Annotated in this window: 17 protein-coding genes; 5 read left to right on the top strand and 12 right to left on the bottom strand. The window is 59.4% G+C overall.

Features of this window, described 5'->3' with window-relative positions; genetic code table 11:
* Positions 1 to 44: 44 nt before the first annotated feature.
* The gene (locus ABTV29_RS24905; protein ID WP_433767258.1) at positions 45 to 398 is read right to left on the bottom strand and encodes an MGMT family protein; all 354 of its coding nucleotides are present in this window, start codon (positions 396 to 398) and stop codon (positions 45 to 47) included.
* 171 nt (positions 399 to 569) lie between these two features.
* Here ABTV29_RS24905 and ABTV29_RS24900 point away from each other — a divergent pair, with 171 nt between their 5' ends.
* Positions 570 to 1,577: a DUF481 domain-containing protein gene (locus ABTV29_RS24900; RefSeq protein ID WP_433767257.1), complete on the top strand. Its 1,008-nt coding sequence runs from the start codon at positions 570 to 572 to the stop codon at positions 1,575 to 1,577.
* A gap of 163 nt (positions 1,578 to 1,740) precedes the next feature.
* Here ABTV29_RS24900 and ABTV29_RS24895 read toward each other — a convergent pair whose 3' ends face one another.
* Positions 1,741 to 1,950, bottom strand: coding sequence for a cold-shock protein (locus ABTV29_RS24895; protein ID WP_002554837.1), 210 nt, complete (start codon positions 1,948 to 1,950; stop codon positions 1,741 to 1,743).
* Positions 1,951 to 2,303: 353 nt separating this feature from the next.
* On the opposite strand from ABTV29_RS24895, the gene dcd reads away from it, so the two are divergent.
* Both dcd and ABTV29_RS24885 read left to right on the top strand, forming a co-directional pair.
* On the top strand, positions 2,304 to 2,870 hold the full coding sequence (gene dcd, locus ABTV29_RS24890; RefSeq protein ID WP_007940589.1) for a dCTP deaminase: 567 nt from the start codon (positions 2,304 to 2,306) through the stop codon (positions 2,868 to 2,870).
* Positions 2,871 to 2,977: 107 nt separating this feature from the next.
* Positions 2,978 to 3,187 (top strand): hypothetical protein, encoded by a 210-nt coding sequence (locus ABTV29_RS24885; RefSeq protein ID WP_433767256.1) that lies wholly within the window; start codon positions 2,978 to 2,980, stop codon positions 3,185 to 3,187.
* Positions 3,188 to 3,321: 134 nt separating this feature from the next.
* Here the strand turns inward: ABTV29_RS24885 and ABTV29_RS24880 are convergent, their stop codons facing one another.
* From ABTV29_RS24880 to ABTV29_RS24855, 6 genes are all read right to left on the bottom strand, one after another.
* On the bottom strand, positions 3,322 to 4,086 hold the full coding sequence (locus ABTV29_RS24880) for an ABC transporter ATP-binding protein (protein ID WP_433767255.1): 765 nt from the start codon (positions 4,084 to 4,086) through the stop codon (positions 3,322 to 3,324).
* Between the two features lie 13 nt (positions 4,087 to 4,099).
* Entirely contained in the window at positions 4,100 to 5,236 is a 1,137-nt protein-coding gene (locus ABTV29_RS24875; RefSeq protein ID WP_433767254.1) for a succinylglutamate desuccinylase/aspartoacylase family protein, read from the bottom strand.
* A gap of 27 nt (positions 5,237 to 5,263) precedes the next feature.
* Complete coding sequence (locus tag ABTV29_RS24870) at positions 5,264 to 5,974, bottom strand: ABC transporter permease (RefSeq protein ID WP_433767253.1); 711 nt, start codon at positions 5,972 to 5,974, stop codon at positions 5,264 to 5,266.
* Positions 5,971 to 6,699: an ABC transporter permease gene (locus ABTV29_RS24865; protein WP_433767252.1), complete on the bottom strand. Its 729-nt coding sequence runs from the start codon at positions 6,697 to 6,699 to the stop codon at positions 5,971 to 5,973. The genes ABTV29_RS24870 and ABTV29_RS24865 overlap by 4 nt, the downstream gene beginning before the upstream one ends.
* A gap of 56 nt (positions 6,700 to 6,755) precedes the next feature.
* Positions 6,756 to 7,538: a transporter substrate-binding domain-containing protein gene (locus ABTV29_RS24860; protein WP_433767251.1), complete on the bottom strand. Its 783-nt coding sequence runs from the start codon at positions 7,536 to 7,538 to the stop codon at positions 6,756 to 6,758.
* A gap of 295 nt (positions 7,539 to 7,833) precedes the next feature.
* Positions 7,834 to 10,284, bottom strand: coding sequence for a penicillin acylase family protein (locus ABTV29_RS24855; protein ID WP_433767250.1), 2,451 nt, complete (start codon positions 10,282 to 10,284; stop codon positions 7,834 to 7,836).
* Positions 10,285 to 10,504: 220 nt separating this feature from the next.
* Here ABTV29_RS24855 and ABTV29_RS24850 point away from each other — a divergent pair, with 220 nt between their 5' ends.
* Entirely contained in the window at positions 10,505 to 11,056 is a 552-nt protein-coding gene (locus ABTV29_RS24850) for a cysteine hydrolase family protein (RefSeq protein ID WP_433767249.1), read from the top strand.
* Positions 11,057 to 11,189: 133 nt separating this feature from the next.
* Here the strand turns inward: ABTV29_RS24850 and ABTV29_RS24845 are convergent, their stop codons facing one another.
* From ABTV29_RS24845 to ABTV29_RS24830, 4 genes are all read right to left on the bottom strand, one after another.
* Positions 11,190 to 11,396, bottom strand: coding sequence for an SEC-C metal-binding domain-containing protein (locus ABTV29_RS24845; protein ID WP_110966731.1), 207 nt, complete (start codon positions 11,394 to 11,396; stop codon positions 11,190 to 11,192).
* A gap of 5 nt (positions 11,397 to 11,401) precedes the next feature.
* Positions 11,402 to 11,887, bottom strand: a complete 486-nt coding sequence (locus ABTV29_RS24840; RefSeq protein WP_433767248.1) for an LEA type 2 family protein — start codon at positions 11,885 to 11,887, stop codon at positions 11,402 to 11,404.
* A 114-nt stretch (positions 11,888 to 12,001) separates the two neighbouring features.
* Positions 12,002 to 12,478 (bottom strand): YchJ family protein, encoded by a 477-nt coding sequence (locus tag ABTV29_RS24835; protein ID WP_433767247.1) that lies wholly within the window; start codon positions 12,476 to 12,478, stop codon positions 12,002 to 12,004.
* 4 nt (positions 12,479 to 12,482) lie between these two features.
* Positions 12,483 to 12,980, bottom strand: coding sequence for a DUF6231 family protein (locus ABTV29_RS24830; protein ID WP_433767246.1), 498 nt, complete (start codon positions 12,978 to 12,980; stop codon positions 12,483 to 12,485).
* A 190-nt stretch (positions 12,981 to 13,170) separates the two neighbouring features.
* Between ABTV29_RS24830 and ABTV29_RS24825 the strand changes: the two genes are divergently transcribed.
* Positions 13,171 to 13,866, top strand: a complete 696-nt coding sequence (locus ABTV29_RS24825) for an OmpA family protein (RefSeq protein WP_433767245.1) — start codon at positions 13,171 to 13,173, stop codon at positions 13,864 to 13,866.
* The last annotated feature ends 87 nt before the right edge of the window (positions 13,867 to 13,953 follow it).

Raw genomic sequence — 13,953 nt, 5'->3', positions numbered from 1 at the left:
GGGCTGGAGTCTGCCTCAAGAAATACGAAAACAAAGCGCGCACTCTAACCGCTGTGCTCTACCGGGCGCCACCCATGGCGCCGAATATCAACACGATTATTCAGGATACTGATGCCCTCCATACGCAATCGAGCGCGTTGTTCGTCCCCGGACGGGCTGCCTGCGGGCAGGCTGATGCGGCCGCCGGCCCCTAGCACGCGGTGCCAGGGCAACTTACTGTCGCCGGGCAGTTGGCTCAGCGTCCGTCCAACCCAGCGGGCCGCGCGACCCAGTCCTGCGAGTTCTGCCAACTGACCATAGCTCACCACCTTGCCTTCGGGCACTTGCGCGAGGGTCAGGTAGAGCGCCGTGCGTCGGATTTGTGCCGGGCTCTCGGTTTCATCGGTGGGTTCGTTCACGTCCAGGCTTCCGAAAAAAGTGTTCCTGAAAAAGCGCATTACCGTTTGTAGAGTAAATCGTGGATCACGAGATGAGAAATGAACTCAACAGAAATAGCCGGGTCAGTCGTAGCCAGGGCTTTATTCCCCGGATAATGCCGACTTTTTCGCAAACCGAGTCTGTTTTTGCTTATGTTGTCCAGAACACTGCTGTGCCTCGCTGTTATCAGTGCTTCCACTCCCTTGCTTGCCGATACCGTCTGGCTGAAGAACGGTGACAAGTTGAGCGGCAAGATCATCCTGTTCGATGGTGGCAAATTGCTGGTCCAGACCGAATACGCCGGAGCGGTCCCGATCGACTGGAAACAGGTCAAGACACTGGAGAGTGATCAGGAGCTGCTGGTCAAGCAGGACGCCTATACCGGTGAGAAGGCCAAGTCGCTGCAGGCCGCCGAAGACGGCAAGGTGACCTTGGCCAACGGCGATGCGCCGAAGACTGTCGAGCTGGCGAGTGTCCAGCAGATCCTCAAGCCCAAGCCGGTGGTCGAGGATCTGGTGTGGAAGGGCAATATTGATGCGGCCCTTGATTACCAGCGGGCCGACAAGGACACCGACGACTACGACATCGACTTCAAGACCACGGCCCGTCACGGCCGCTGGCGGCATACCGCGGAAGGCGAATACAACCGCGAATTCCAGGACGATGTGGTGACCACCGACAATTGGCGGGCCGAGTATTCCCTTGATCGCTTCCTGACGGATAAATGGTTCTGGCAAGGTCGGCTGGTCTACAAGCGCGACAAGGTTGAAGACCTGTCCCGCCAGCGCACCGTCGGTACCGGTCCCGGCTACCAGTTCTGGGATGACGAACTCGGCGCGTTCTCGCTTGGTTCGCTGGTCAACCACACCGACTATCAGTTCGCCGATGGCAGCAAGGAAAACTTCTATTCCGTGGCCATGAAGTGGGACTACAACCGCTACCTGATAGGCAAGAGGGTGGAGTTCTTCACCAATGGCGAAGTGGGCAAGCCGCTGTCCGGCGTGGCCGAATATGCGCTGGATTCGGAGGTGGGCCTGCGCTACAAGGTGACGGACTGGGCTTCGCTCAATCTCAAGGCCGAGCGCGATATCATCAGTGGCACCGACGATGCCGATCTGGACAAGACCCGCTACACCGCAGGGTTTGGCGTGACTTGGTAAAACCTAAAAAGATCGCAGTCTGCGGCAGCTCCTACAAGGCGTACGTCAATCCATGTAGGAGCTGCCGCAGGCTGCGATCTTTTTTGTGCCTGCAAAAAAAAACACACGGGCACAAAAAAGCCCCGCTGTTGAGGGCGGGGCTTTTTACTAAAGCAAGGACAAGTTAGATAACTTGTACTTCTTCAGCTTGCATGCCTTTCTGACCGCGAGTAGCGATGAAAGAAACCTGTTGGCCTTCTTTCAGGCTTTTGAAGCCGTCGGATTGGATAGCTTTGAAGTGAACGAACAGGTCGTCACCGGATTGTGGGGTGATGAAGCCGAAGCCTTTTTCATCGTTGAACCACTTAACGGTACCGGTTTGGCGATTAGACATGGTGTAACTCCTTGAACAAAGATAACTGCGACTCAGGAAGAACCCTGGCCGAGACTGAGTGCAAAGAGCAGGAAAAATTCTTGTAGATGGTTGGATCGAAATTCAACATATCGTGCAGAGATTCTCAGTGACACAAGCAACACAGTGGCGCCACCTTAACCCTTTTTCCGGAACGTGCCAATGCTTCATGCGAAGGTTTCTCGGTTTTCATGATCGACGGTGCGTCGTATTGCTTCGAAGGTCCGTAAATCGTGCGTGATCGTCGAGAATTGTGCCCGGCGCTTTGAACCCGGGGGCGCAGCCCGGTAATATGCCGGACAGTTTTTTCCACCTCGCTATTTCAGGACACTGCCATGAGCATCAAATCGGACAAGTGGATTCGCCGCATGGCGCAAGAGCACGGCATGATCGAGCCCTTCGTGGAACGCCAGATGCGCGGCAGCGACGATAGCCGTGTGATCTCCTACGGCGTGTCGAGTTACGGCTACGACGTTCGTTGCACCAATCATTTCAAGGTGTTCACCAACATCAATTCGGCCATCGTCGACCCGAAGAACTTCGATGCCGGCAGCTTCGTCGACATCCATAGCGACGTCTGCATCATCCCGCCGAACTCCTTCGCCCTGGCCAGCACCGTCGAGTACTTCCGTATTCCACGCAACGTACTGACCATCTGCCTGGGCAAGAGCACCTACGCCCGCTGCGGCATCATCGTCAACGTCACCCCGCTTGAGCCGGAGTGGGAAGGGCACGTGACCCTGGAATTCTCGAACACCACCAACCTGCCGGCGAAGATCTACGCCAACGAAGGCGTGGCGCAGATGCTGTTCCTTGAGTCTGACGAAGAGTGTGAAGTTTCCTACAAGGATCGTGGTGGCAAGTACCAGGGCCAGCGCGGCGTGACCCTGCCTCGGACCTGAGTCAGCCGTCTGACAAAACCGGGGAATTCCTGGGCGAGCGTACACTCTATGGAGTGTACTGCTCCGGTCCGCGCAAGGCGGGTCGGGCCATCGCTCAGGAGTGCTTTATGAAGATCGACCCGAAAATAAGTGCCGAACTGGCAAGGCTTGAGCCCAATCAGGTTGGCGTTTTGGCCTGGTCCTTGTTGGCACACCCACCGATCAGCATGTCAGGGGGCATCCCTGGCCAGCCGGATCCCGATACCCCCAATGAACAGCCAACCGAGCCTGGTGAGCCCACCCTGCCGGATGAGCCGCCTCCTGCGCCTGTGGTCTGATTTTCGCCAAAAAACACCATTGCTGTAGGAGCGAGCCTGCTCGCGATGAACGTAAGGGCAACGGGTATTTCCAGGGAATACTCGTCTTCGTTAACGTTCTTCGCGAGCAGGCTCGCTCCTACAAGGTTTGACGGTTACTTGAGGTTACCGCTGAGGAATTGCTTCAGGCGCTCGCTCTTCGGATTACCCAGTACGTCTTCCGGCGCGCCTTCTTCTTCCACCCGGCCCTGATGCAGGAACAGCACCTGGCTCGACACTTTGCGCGCGAAGCTCATTTCGTGGGTCACCATGATCATGGTCCGGCCTTCTTCGGCCAGGCCCTGGATCACCTTGAGCACTTCACCGACCAGCTCCGGGTCCAGCGCCGACGTCGGTTCGTCGAACAGCATGACTTCCGGCTCCATGGCCAGCGCCCGGGCGATCGCAACACGCTGCTGCTGGCCGCCGGACAGGAACGCCGGGTACTGATCGGCCACCCGGGCCGGCAGGCCGACCTTGTCCAGGTAGCGGCGGGCACGGTCTTCGGCTTCCTGCTTGCTGCAGCCCAGCACCCGGCGTGGCGCCATGGTGATGTTCTCCAGCACGGTCATGTGGCTCCACAGGTTGAAATGCTGGAACACCATGGCCAGGCGGGTGCGGATCCGTTGCAGTTCATCGGGATCGGCGACATGCATGCCATGGCGATCCTTGATCATGCGGATCGACTGGCCGTCGAGGCTCATCGCACCGTCGTTGGGTTGTTCGAGAAAGTTGATGCAGCGCAGGAAGGTACTTTTGCCCGAGCCGCTGGCGCCGATCAGGCTGATGACGTCGCCGGTGTTGGCCTTGAGCGAAACACCCTTGAGCACCTCATGATCGCCATAGCTTTTATGCAGGTCTTCAATGGTCAGTTTGTACATGTAACAAGCATCCTCAAGGCGAAAGTAGGTAGCCGCTGCGATAGGCTTCGGCGCCCGCGACGTGGGCGATCACCATGCCGGCGGTGGCCATGCGCCGCAGCGAGCGGGCGTACATCAGGCCGCTGGCGGTGCAACGGACCGGTGTGACGCTGTCGGAAATGGGGTCGATGATTTCGGCGATCAGTTGTCCGGCTTCCAGGTATTCCCCCGGCAACGCGGTGAACACCAGCAAGCCGCCGACCGGCGTGGCGACGGGCTCGACGCCGGCCAGCGGGGTGGCCGGGTAGGGCAGCTCGGGCAATGGCGCCGGTTCGCCTGCGATCGCGCCGTAGTGGGTCAGGTAATCGATCAGCGCCTGGCTGTCGAGGCTGGCCAGCGGGTGATTGACGTCGCCCTGGCCACGCAGTTCGACGGTGACGGAAAAGCTCCCCAGCGGAATATCGAAGTCCTCGCCGAAGCGCTCCTTCAATTGCCACCACAGCAAGGTGAAGCATTCGTCGAACGACTGGCCGCCGGAGTCGGTGGCCAGCAGGCTGGCTTCAGCACCGATGTAGCGCGCCAGCGGTTCGACCTGCGACCAGGCTTCGGGGGTGGTGTACAGGTGGGCGACCGCTTCGAAATCGCAATGCAGGTCCAGCACCATGTCGGCATCGCAGGCCAGCCGTTGCAGGGTCAGGCGCTGGGATTGTAGCTGGGTGCTGGCGGTCTGCCGTGCCAGGGCCTGGCGCAGGCTGTTGCGGATCAGTTGCAGATTGTGTTGCGGATCGTCGCCGAGCTGGCCTTCGATCTCGTTGCCGACTTCTTCGCTCAGATCGACGAACCAGCGGTTGAAGTTCTGCCCGCTTTCCAGCTCGTAGCGGCCCAGCGGCACATCCATCAGCACCTGTTCCAGGCCGACCGGATTGGCGACCGGGACCAGCACGATTTCACTGCGCAGGCGGCCGGCGGCTTCCAGCTCCGTCAAGCGTTGCTTGAGGTGCCAGGCCACCAGCATGCCGGGCATTTCATCGGCGTGAAGGGACGACTGAATGTAGATTTTGCCCCGGGCGCTTGTAACGGTAGGCGCTGACGTTGGCCCGAAGTGGAAGCTGTGGATCTGTCGTGCGGTCCCCGGCAGAGGGGACAGCAGGTCATGAATCTGGTGGCGCATCTCTTGTTCCCTGAAACAGGATTGGTCCTAGTGGGTCGGCCCGAGGAAGGCCAGCCAGCGGCGTTCGGCGAGGCGGAACAGGCCGACCAGCGCAAAGGTGACGCTCAGGTAGATCAGCGCGGCGATGCCGAACGACTGGAAAGTCAGGAAGGTCGCCGAGTTGGCGTCCCGAGCCACTTTCAGGATGTCCGGAATGGTCGCGGTGAAGGCGACGGTGGTCGAATGCAGCATCAGGATCACTTCGTTGCTGTAGTAAGGCAACGAACGGCGCAGTGCCGAAGGCATGATCACGTAGGCATACAGTTTCCAGCCGGTCAGGCCATAGGCTTTGGCCGCTTCGACTTCACCGTGGGCCATGCTGCGGATAGCCCCGGCGAAAATCTCCGTGGTGTAGGCGCAGGTGTTCAGGGCGAACGCCAGGATGGTGCAGTTCATCGCGTCGCGGAAGAAGCTGTCGAGCAGCGGTTGCGCGCGCACTGCGGCCAGGCTGTAGATGCCGGTGTAGCAGATCAGCAGCTGGATATAGAGTGGCGTGCCGCGGAACAGATAGGTGTAGAACTGCACCGGCCAGCGAATGTAGAAGTGCGGCGAGACCCGGGCGATGGACAGCGGAATCGAGACGATGAAGCCGAAGAAAATCGACGCGCTGAGCAGCCACATGGTCATGGCCAGGCCGGTGATGTTCTGGCCGTCGGTGTAAAGGAAAGCTTTCCAGTATTCCTGCAGGAGCTCAATCATCGTACGGCCTCCCGTGTGCCGGCTGCGTAGCGGCGCTCAAGCCAGCGCAGAATGACGTTGGAGGCACTGGTGATCACCAGGTAGATCAAGGCGGCGATTACCAGGAAGTAAAACAATTGATAACTGCTTTTGCCGGCATCCTGGGCAGCCTTGACCAGGTCGGCGAGGCCGATAATCGACACCAGCGCGGTAGCCTTGAGCATCACCATCCAGTTGTTCCCGATACCCGGCAGGGCAAAACGCATCATCTGCGGGAACACCACAATCCGGAAACGCTGGCCGCGTTTGAGGCCGTAGGCGGTGGCCGCTTCGACCTGGCCGCGAGGCACGGCGAGGATGGCGCCGCGGAAGGTTTCGGTAAAGTACGCGCCGTAAATGAAGCCCAGGGTAATGACGCCAGCGGCGAACGGGTCAATCTCGATGTATTCCCATTCCATGTAATCGGTGAGCGACGTCAGCCAGGTTTGCAGGCTGTAGAAGATCAGCAGCATCAGCACCAGGTCCGGCACGCCGCGAATCAGCGTGGTGTAGCACTGGGCAGGCAGGCGCAGCAGTTTGACTTTTGACAGCTTGGCACTGGCGCCGAGCAGGCCGAGCAACACGGCCACCAGCAGCGACATCGCCGATAATTTGATGGTCATCCAGGTGCCTTCCATCAGCAGCGGACCGAAGCCCTGGAGGCTGAAGGCTGAGAGCCCCAGATTTTGTAAGAGGTTTTCGAACATAAATCAGCAACCTGATCGAAAGAAAAAAGCGCCCATCGCGAGATGGGCGCCGGGCATTATTTGCCGCTGTACAGATTCAGATCGCCAAAGTGTTTCTTCTGAATGGTGGCGTAGGTGCCATCATCGTGTAACGCTTTGATACCTTTATCCAAAAGCGCTTTCAGCTCGGTGTTACCTTTCTTAATGCCGACGGCGGTTTTGGCTGGCAGCAATGCGTTGTCGACTGGCTTGCTGACATCGTAGTCGGCACCTTGTGGGGACTTCAGGAAGCCCAGTTCGGCTTGCAGCATGTCCTGGATGCCGGCGTCGAGACGACCGGAAGTCAAGTCAGCGTAGACCTGATCCTGGTTGGCGTACGCCTGGGTTTTCACGCCAGCCTTGTCCAGAACGGCCTTGGCATAGGCTTCCTGAATGGTGCCTTGCTCGTAGCCGACGGTTTTGCCCTTGAGCGAGGCCGGGTCTTCAGTGACGCCAGAACCTTTCTTGAACACGTAGGCGGTAGGGCCGGAGAACAGCTCGCTGGAGAAGTCGATGACTTTTTCGCGGGCCGGGGTGACGGTCATCGAAGAGATCACGCCGTCGAATTTATTGGCCTTCAGGCCAGGAATCATGCCGTCGAAGTCGCTTTCGACCCATTTGCACTTGACCTTCAGCTCGGCGCAGATTGCGTTGCCCAGATCGATATCGAAGCCTACCAGGCTGCCGTCGGCCGCTTTCGACTCGAACGGAGCGTAGGAAGGGTCAACACCGAAGCGCAATTCCTTGTATTCCTTCGCCAGCGCAGAGCCAGCAGCTACGCACAATGCCAGTGCAGACAGGGTCAGCAATGCTTTTTTCATTATTCAATCCCTAAGAACCAATATGAGCGCTTGTGGCGCAGAATTATTGTTACTGGTAAGCGTAAGACTTAATGAAGGTAGCAATTTCCGAACCAGAGTGCCGAACAAGCGTTTAAAAGGTTTTCAGGAAATTGCCGGATGGGATTAGTGCACGAAAATGGGCGCCGTGAAAAGCCTGCACTGTTTTGGGTGGGAGCGAGCCTGCTCGCGATAGCGGTGTGTCAGTCGACTTTGATTTCGACTGATCCTCCGTAATCGCGAGCAGGCTCGCTCCCACAGGGTTTTGCGGTGGTTCTTATTTACCCGGTGTCAGGGTCAGGCGCTTGGTGCCGTAAATCCGGTCAAAGTTCTGCGGCTGCATCGGCAGGCTCATGTATTGCCCCTTGAGCCACGGGTCGATGCTGTTCAGGTAGTAAGGGCTGGCCGGGTTGCCGGACTGGCCGGTGGCGATCTGGCCCGTCAGCGGTTCGGCCTGGCCGAAGTCGACGATGAAGCGCATCGCTGGCACCAGCGTCGTGTTGAAGTCCTGGCCCCAGGCGAACGCAGCGGTGTTGAGCGTGGTGTGATCGCCACCGGCCGGTAGCGGCCCGCGCACTGTCTGGCCACTGCTGTTCTTCCATTCGTAGCGGTGCAGCTTGCCCCACTGCCAGGCGTTGTGGCTGCCGCCCAACTGACTGTCGCCGGCGCTGATCGCCGCTGCCAGGCTGCGGGCGAGGATGGCCGGTTTGTCTTCTTTCTGCGGGGTGCGCAGGTCATCCCAGAACGGGCTGTCCTCACGGCCGAGCAAGTGATCGGCCTGGGCGGCGTACGACAATTTGCCGTTGGCGATGAAGGCTTTCCACGCCGGGCTGCTCTCCGGGCCCAGTTCGTCGAGGAAAATCTGTTTCGTGCTCTCTTGCAGGAACAGTTCGTAGACCGCTGCGTCGGCGGAGGTCGCGTTGAGCTTGCCGTCGAATGCCATCAAGCGGGTAAAGGCTTCGCGCGCCTTGTCGCGTTCGGCCGCCGGCAAGGCGTCGATGGCTTTCTTGAGCGGTTGCGCCATGCCCGGTGCTTCGAACATTTTCTTCAGCTTGGCGGCGAAGGTGGTGGTCTGGTCGTATTGCATGGCGATCAGGCTGCGGGTGTCATGTTTGCCCGCGCCCGCCAGTTCCGCCATGCGCTCGCCACGTTCCGGAGCCGACCAGGAATTGGACAACTGCATGCCGTAGCCGTGGGGAATGACGCGCTGGTTGGCGGTGCCGAGCCAGCCCTGGGCCGGGTCCTGATCGTAAGGGTGCAGCATCGGGTCGGCGTAACCGTCCCAATCGTAGCGACCGTCCCAGCCCGGTGAAGGCAGCAAGCCTTCGCCTTCACGGCGATTCGGGTAGCGGCCGGTGACCTGCCAGCCAATGTTGCTGGCATCGGCGAAGACCAGGTTCAAGGCGATGGCGCGAATCTCGCGGCTGGCGTCCGAAGCGCGTTCGACGTTCTGCGCCCGGGACAGATCGAAAAACGCGTCGAGGGTTTTGTCGTCGGTGAAGTTCGGTGTCTGCAAGGCCAGGCCGAAACCGCTGCCCTGGGCCAGGCCTTGGGCGCTGTTGAGCAACGGGCCATGGGCGGTTTCGTACACCGCTTCGCGAATCGGCCGCTGGCCTTTGACGAAATAGGTTTCGTTGCGAACGATCGCAGGCGTCCATTTGCCGTTGGTTTCGTAGGCCAGGCCGTTGCCCTGGCGTTTGATTTTCTCCAGGAACAGGTCCTGGTTGTCGCCCATGACAGTGGTCATGCTCCAGGCGACCTTGCCGTTGAAACCGCCAAGGACCATTGGCAACCCGGCGATGGTCACGCCGGACGCCTGATATTTCGTGGTGCGAATTTGCACGTAGCTGAACAACGACGGCACACCCATCGGGCCATGGCTGTCGCTGGCCAACAGGCTCTTGCCGCTGCGGCTGCGTTGCGGGGCGATGGCCCAGTTGTTCGATGAAGTGGCGCCCAGCAGATTCAGCTCAGACAGCTGGCTGGTGGCTTTGCTGATCTCGGCCAGCCCCGGCACTTGTCCCGTGAGCTTGATGCCCTGGAGCTTTTCACTTTCGGCCAGCGGCAGTTTTTCATCCGGGGCGGAAGGGGTCAGCCATGGCAGCTTGTCGGTGGTGACCGTCTGGGCCAGCACCAGCGAGGAAATTTCTTCGGGCAGGTTGGCCGACTGGCTGAAATTGAGCAGGCAGAAAATCAGCGCCGAGTCTTCCGGTTGCCAGTATTCAGGCTTGTAACCGCTGGCGGCGAGGTCGGCCGGCAGTTTGTCGCGGTAGCGGAACAGGTAGGCGTTGACCCCACGGGCGTAGACCTCGAAGAAACGCTTGAGGCGAGGGGACGATGCCTTGTACAGCTCGCCGGCGCTTTTCTTCAGGTTGACGGCTCGCATGTAGCGGTCGGCATCGAGCAGGTCGGCGCCTTGCATTTCCGCCAGGCGCCCCTGGGCCAGCAGGCGCAGGGTGAGCATTTGCGTGATGCGGTCGCTGGCGTGCACGTAGCCGAGGGTGAACAACGCGTCATGGAAGCTGCTGCTTTCGATCAGCGGTACGCCCATGGCATTGCGCCGCACCGAAACGTTCTGCGCCAGACCCTTGAGCGGCTGCACGCCGGTCGTGGGGGGAAGGGTGTCCTGGGCATTGAAGCTCTGACAACCGGTCAGGCTCAAAACCCCCGCCACTGCAGCGGCAACGCCGAACCGGGGTAGAAAATGTGTAAGGGCTGGCGAGGCCATGGCAAAGCTCCTGCGGGGGTGGGGGCGCAATAAAGCCGCTACGTTAGTGAGCGGGCGGTGGCCGCGCAAGCGGGGGACGAGGTTATTTCAGGATTTGTCTGATATACAAAAAAGATCGCAGCCTTCGGCAGCTCCTGCATTGATTGGCGGACACTTGTAGGCGCTGCCGAAGGCTGCGATCTTTTCAGTTTTCAAGCAATCGTGATGGAGAAACACCGGCATGGAGCTCAAGTCAAACGCGGCACTGATCATCATCGACCAGCAGAAAGGCATCCTGCACCCCAGGCTCGGTCGCCGGAATAATCCCCAGGCTGAGGAGCGAATCCTTGAACTGTTGGCGCATTGGCGCCGCAGCGGGCGGCCGATCGTGCATGTACAGCACTTGTCCCGCTCGGAAGATTCGGTGTTCTGGCCGCAGCAGTCAGGGGTGGAGTTTCAGGAGCGGTTTGCGCCATTGTCTGGCGAGCAACTGATTCAAAAGCAGGTGCCGGATGCGTTTTGTTCGACAGGGTTGGAGGCATGGTTGCGCGAAGCGGGGATCGAGCAGTTGATCATCGTGGGCGTTGCCACTCACAACTCGGTGGAATCCACGGCTCGCACGGCGGGCAACCTGGGATTTGATACCTGGGTGGCGGAGGATGCGTGCTTCACCTTCGACAAGGCTGATTTCTTTGGAAATGCCCGATCAGCCGAGGAGGTGCACGGGATGTCGCTGGGGAACCTGCATGGTGAATATGCGACGGTGGTCAGTACGGCACAAATTCTGAATTGATGGTGACTTTGCGGGCCTCATCGCGAGCAGGCTCGCTCCCACAGTTAAATCTGTGTCGTGCACAAAACCAATGTGGGAGCGAGCCTGCTCGCGATAGCGGTCTATCAGGCGCAGAGCAGTTGCGCCCGAATCATCAAGCGCCGTGGCACTTCTTGAATTTCTTGCCGTTGCCGCAAGGGCAAGGGTCGTTGCGGCCGACGTCTTTCAGGGCGTTTCGTACTGGCTCCTGAGGGGCGTGGTTGCAGTGCGGGCCGTGGACATGGCCATGGTCGTGATCATGATCGTGGTGGTCATGATCGTGGTTGCAGTCTGGGCCATGGACATGGGGTTGCTGGGTCATCGGGGTTACTCCGGAATTAGATCGGCGGGGATTATTACGCCATTACGCGCCAGGTGCACGTAATGGGCGATGAATAAACCGGTTTCCATCTCACCTTCCAGACGATAGGGAATGCCCTGCGGGGAGTTTTTCAGCTGTTTGACCAGGCCCTTCATGTTGGGCCACAGGTTGGTGCGGATCGGGACTTTGTAGAAACGGCTACTTTTCGGGTTCACCGTGATCCAGTGTTCATGTTCGCCCTCGGCCAGCAGGATGCCGCCCAGATGGACGCGATACTCCAGGCCTCGCACGGTCAGTTCGCTGTCGTTGCGGTTATCGATGCGAAAGTGCAGCACGAAGCGCTGTTCCATCAGCTTGGCTCGCACCACTTCAACCTTGACCAGATGCACTTCGGGGTCCGGTTCATCGCTGCTGAACCAGGATGCGCAGCCGCCGAGCCCCAGACAAAGAGCCAGGATGAACAAACAGTTTGCGAGTCGCCGGGTGATCATGGTCGTTCCTCTTCCTTGAGCCCCAGTCTAGTCGTTAAAAGATTGCAGCCTTCGCCAACTCCTCTTCAGACGCTGCCAGCGTTGGCGAAGGCTGCAATTTTTTGGCGCATCGGCTCACGCCCCGAAATACCCCGAACAGCACTTCTTGAATTTCTGCCCGCTGGCACAAGGACAGGCGTCGTTGCGTCCGACGTCGAGCGGCACGGTGGGGTCGATGAAGTACCAGCGGCCGGCGTTCTGCACGAAGGAGGAGCGCTCACGATGACTGTGCTCGCCGCTGTCATCGTGCCAACGCGCGGTGAAGGTGACGAAGGCGTGTTCCGGCTGGCCGCCGAGCACTTCCGAGCTTTCCACGTCCAGGCCAAGCCAGGTGCTTTGGGCGCTCCAGTCACTGATCGATTGTCGATCGAGGCCGGCCTGTTGAGCGGGCAGGGTGGTCGCCACCAGATAATCGATCAGGCCCAACACATAAGCGCTGTAGCGCGAACGCATCAGGGCTTCGGCGCAAGGTGCCGGGTGGCCGGCATGGTAATGACCGCAGCAGGCATCGAGCAGCGTGCCGCTGCCGCAAGGGCAAATGGATGTACTCATTGCGTTACCACCAGTATTTCCCGAAGTTTTCCGGATTGGCCCAGAACTTCGAGTTGAGCCAGTCGGGGACTTGCTTGTATTCAAGCAGATCGTAGGTGAACAGGGTCAGCACCTGATCGTCGCGTTGAAAACGCTCGCTGGCTTGCAGCGCCAGAGAGAAGAAATCCGTTTCCTGCCAGCCGCTGGCGGGCAAGTCGGCCAGTACCGCGATGCGGCTGGCGTTGAGGTTGCGGATGCCGCCAAGCAAATTCAGGCCATCGCGCTTGGGCAAGTGCTCAAGGCAATCGACCACCAACGCCAGGTCAAACCGGCGTGCCGCCAGTTCCTCCGGCAATGGCCCGGGTGCCGCGTGCGCCACGCAGCTGTCGGGGTGCGCGAGCTTGAAGGCCTCAAGTGCCGGGAACTCGCTGGCGCCGATCAACAACAGGCGCGAAGGCGCGTAACGGTCCAGCAAAGCGGCCAGCGCCTGCTGGGGTGTGCGCGAAGAAATACCTGCAATCATTGAAGATCCTCACTCTGATCTGCCAAGACTAGCCTGCCCGTAAGCCCGAGCCTAGAGCGTGTGTAAGCTAAAAGTGACGATCGCCCGTGAATGCTGGATAAAACTGCAATGGCCTATTGCTGGCGGAGTTTTAATCTCGGGTCTTTACTCCCTGAATCGGTTCTAAGCCGATCATTCAGGAGATAACTAGATGAGCATAGTTCGGACAGCATTACCCCTGGTTCTGCTAACCAGTGTTTTGACTGGTTGCGCAGGTTTGCAGAAGACCGACTGGCCGATCTGTGCGGCAGTCGGAGGTGTCGTGGGCGCGGGACTCGGTGCCACCGAGAGTTCGTCATGGGCAGGCTGGGGTGCGCTGGTTGTCGGTGGTACGGCAGCGGCCTATTGCTGGGTTCATGGTGATGGCGACGAAGATGGCGACGGCGTACCGGATAGCCGTGACAAGTGCCCTGGCACGCCTCATGGCGTGAAAGTCGATGCCGACGGTTGCCCACCGCCAGCGCCAGCTCCTGTGGTTGAAGAAGCCGTGGTGGTCAAGGAAGAAACCATCGTCATCCGTGATGTTCACTTCCAGTTCGACAAAGCGACACTCACACCGTCTGACAAACAAGTACTCGACAAAATCGCCACTCGTTTGAAAGCGGAAGCTCCTACTGCTCAGTTGACCGTTACTGGCCATACCGACAGTGTGGGCAGCGATACTTACAACCAGAAACTGTCGGATAAACGCGCTCACTCGGTGGTTGAGTACCTCATCCACGAAGGCGTGCCGCGCAGTAACTTTGTGTCTGTTACCGGTGCGGGTGAAAGCCAGCCGGTTGCCGATAACAAAACCGCTGACGGTCGTGCGCAAAACCGTCGCACGGAAATCAAAATCCAACGCTAGAACCCTCGCATCCGCGGCTTGTGCAGTCGCGGATGCGGGTCTTTACTCCTGTGTAACCGGCATTGGCCGGTGACACAGGAGCTTTCA

Origin of the sequence: Pseudomonas putida (genome assembly GCF_050989985.1) — a bacterium.
Classification (GTDB): domain Bacteria; phylum Pseudomonadota; class Gammaproteobacteria; order Pseudomonadales; family Pseudomonadaceae; genus Aquipseudomonas; species Aquipseudomonas putida_AI.
Note: the sequence above shows the minus strand (reverse complement) of the source record. Positions and strands in the feature narration are given on the sequence as shown.